Here is a 3425-nt window from a genome sequence, read left to right on the forward strand (position 1 = left end):
ACGTGCTGGCCTACAATCTGAAGCGGATGATCAACATCCTGGGTGTCGGGCCTTTGCTGAAGGCTCTGGCAGCCTGACGCCACACGCCCGCCCATGCGCACCATCGCGGCACCCGCAAAACAGCGCCCATCATCCGCACGCCGGCAACAGCGTTTTCACAAGGCCTCGGTCAGACGTTCACATTTCGACCGCTCAACGAACGTCAGCTCTGACCAACCAAAGCTCACCAAGGTCTTACGTCGCAGCAGTGCCAACAGCAGGCGTTCGTTAGCGTTGCACACCCGCCGGCCTACTGCCGTGGTCGAGCGCCACTCGTAGTCATGGCCTGCGAGCTTGCCGACGGGGAGTCGGGTTGGGCTCGGTCTTGAACCCGGGCGGCTCACTCCCCATCTTGTTAGTACCGGGGTCCGGGCCCCTCTGGCAGTCTGCCCAAGGCTGTGATGTCGGACTCTCTCACCTGAGGAGCGCCTCGAAGCGCGCTCCGCATCTGGGAGACGACTGTGACATCTTACGCGTTCCCTCTTACCGACACCTCCCTTCGCGCCGGCGAGACTCGAGCCAGACTTGATAAGCTTGCCCGCTTTCTCGACAGCGCCATCCGCGTGCCGGAAACGAACGTGCGTTTCGGCGCAGACGCGCTTCTGAACCTGATCCCTGTTGTTGGAACGCTGACCTCCAAAGGCATGTCAGCCTATCTGATCTGGGAGGCGCACCGTCTCGGCGTGCCGATGCGGACGCTCCTGCGCATGGCTGGCAACGTCGGTGCCGACTTCGTGATCAGCGCGATTCCTGTGGTTGGCTGGGCCGGTGACGTCTTTTTCCGCTCAAACCTGCGCAACATGGCGCTGCTGCGCAGGCACCTCGACCAGGTCCATCCCGTGGCAAAGCCCTTCCAGGGCTGATGCTGTCCAGCATGCGGGCCCGGCTTGTCTCCGAGCCTTCTATCTCGATCAGGACACCGTCGTTCAGAAAGCACAGAGATGAACAACCCCAACACCGCGCCCAACTTCCGCAACATGGCGATTGTGGCTGCGGTCATGACCCTGCTGTCGGTGCTCTACCTCCAGAGCACGTCAGCACCTCAGTCTGAGCAGCTCCCCTACTCGGCGTTCATCACGGCGGTCGACCAGGGCGAGATCCGCTCCGTTACCATCCAGGGGCAGGAGGTTGTTGCCGAGCGTTCGACAGGTGCCCGCGTCACCACCTATATTCCGCAAGGCGCTGGCCTCATCACTCAGCTGCAGCAGAAGGGTGTGGTGATCAAGGCCGAGCCGCCGCCGCAACCTGGCCTGCTGAGCAGTCTGCTGCTGTCGCTGCTCCCTTTCGCATTAATGATCGGCTTAGTCGTCTGGATGTCCCACAGGGCCATGGGCCAGCAGGGTGGCGGAGGCCTGATGTCCATCGGCAAGTCCAAGGCCAAGCTGCTGCAGCCCGGAACTCCGGTCACGTTTGACGATGTCGCCGGCATCGACGAGGCCAAGGAGGACCTGCAGGAGGTCGTGGAGTTCCTGCGCGATCCCCAAAAATTCCAGCGCCTCGGCGGCCGCATTCCCCGCGGCGTGCTGCTCGTCGGCCCTCCCGGCACCGGCAAGACCCTGACCGCCCGTGCGGTGGCAGGCGAGGCCAATGTGCCCTTCTTCACCATCTCGGGCTCCGACTTCGTCGAGATGTTCGTGGGCGTCGGCGCCTCCCGTGTGCGCGATATGTTCGAGCAGGCGAAGAAGAACGCCCCCTGCATCATCTTCATCGACGAGATCGACGCGGTCGGCCGTCATCGCGGCGCCGGCCTCGGCGGCGGCAACGACGAGCGCGAGCAGACCCTCAACCAGCTGCTGGTCGAGATGGACGGCTTCGAGGCCAATGAAGGCGTGATCATCATCGCTGCCACCAACCGTCCCGACGTGCTCGATCCGGCGCTCCTGCGTCCGGGCCGCTTCGACCGCCAGATCGTGGTGCCCAACCCCGACGTGGTCGGCCGCGAGAAGATCCTGCGCGTCCATGTGCGGAAGGTTCCGCTGGCTCCCGACGTGGACCTGAAGGTCATCGCCCGCGGCACTCCCGGCTTCTCGGGCGCGGGCCTGATGAACCTCGTCAACGAGGCGGCGCTGCTCGCGGCGCGGCGCGGCAAGCGCATCGTGACGATGAAAGAGTTCGAGGACGCCAAGGACAAGGTGATGATGGGCGCCGAGCGCCGCACCCTGGTCATGACCGACGACGAGAAGCGCCTGACCGCCTATCACGAGGCCGGCCACGCGGTGGTGGCGCTCAACGTCCCGGCCACCGATCCGGTCCACAAGGCCACGATCATTCCGCGCGGCCGGGCGCTGGGCATGGTCATGCAGCTGCCGGAGCGGGACAAGCTGTCCATGTCCTATGAGCAGATGACGTCGCGCCTGGCGATCATGATGGGCGGGCGCATCGCCGAGGAGATGATCTTCGGCAAGGACAAGGTCACCTCCGGTGCCCAGTCGGACATCGAGCAGGCCACGCGCCTGGCCCGCATGATGGTCACCAAGTGGGGCTTCTCGCCCGAGCTCGGCACCGTGGCCTATGGCGACAACAATGACGAGGTGTTCCTCGGCATGCAGATGGGCCGGCAGCAGAACGTGTCCGAGGCGACCGCCCAGAAGATCGACTCCGAGGTCCGGCGCCTCGTGGAGGGCGGCCTCAACGACGCCCGCCGCATTCTCACCGAGAAGCAGCACGAGCTTGAGGCGCTGGCCCGAGGCCTTCTGGAATACGAGACCCTCACAGGCGAGGAGATCCGCAACCTCCTCGACGGCCAGCCGCCCGTGAGGGATTCGGGCGACACGGTCACCCCGAACCGCGGCTCGGCTGTCCCGACCACGCGCCCGGGCCGCCCTCGGGAAAGCGACGGGGGACTTGTCCCGCAGCCCCAAAACTGAGGGATCACCTCACCAAGGCGCGTGTGGCCCGGACACACGCGCCTTCACATCGTTTGACCCAGCATTCCACCGCTTTTCGGCAATGTGCCAAACGTCCGTGGATTAAGACCGTCTAAAGTCTCCCTGCCTTCAGGAACGTCCCGTGTTACGACCATAAACCGACATTCGGTCTACTTCCGGGGTGTACCAAAAGCAGGCGTTAGGGTACGAATCGTTGTTGATGTCAGCCGATGAGGTTAAAGAGCGTCCGCTCACTGAGCATTGACATGGCCGCGGTCAAACGGGCCTTTATGGAGAGGGATGGCAGGATCAGCGTCATCCGCAAGGATGGTAAGCCCTGCGATGCCCTCTGGACAGATCGCACCGTTGCCTGACCAGAAGGCGGGTTCACGGGTTGAAGGCATGGAGATGGATGGGGGCTCCAGCCGCGCAGGCTCATGGCTCCTAGTTGTCTGGATGCGAGACCTCCTTGGCGTGAGCGACGACCTGGAGGGCTTGAGGCAAAGCGTGTGGATCGGG

2 protein-coding genes are annotated in these 3425 nt (G+C 64.1%); both read left to right on the forward strand.

The window, feature by feature from the left end; translation table 11 throughout:
- The first annotated feature begins 500 nt into the window (after positions 1-500).
- On the forward strand, positions 501-902 hold the full coding sequence (locus ILT44_RS30045) for a DUF4112 domain-containing protein (RefSeq protein ID WP_204243269.1): 402 nt from the start codon (positions 501-503) through the stop codon (positions 900-902).
- A gap of 78 nt (positions 903-980) precedes the next feature.
- On the forward strand, positions 981-2906 hold the full coding sequence (gene ftsH, locus ILT44_RS30050; protein WP_239468642.1) for an ATP-dependent zinc metalloprotease FtsH: 1926 nt from the start codon (positions 981-983) through the stop codon (positions 2904-2906).
- The last annotated feature ends 519 nt before the right edge of the window (positions 2907-3425 follow it).

The organism is Microvirga arvi (assembly GCF_016892765.1).
In the GTDB taxonomy this organism is placed as follows: domain Bacteria; phylum Pseudomonadota; class Alphaproteobacteria; order Rhizobiales; family Beijerinckiaceae; genus Microvirga; species Microvirga arvi.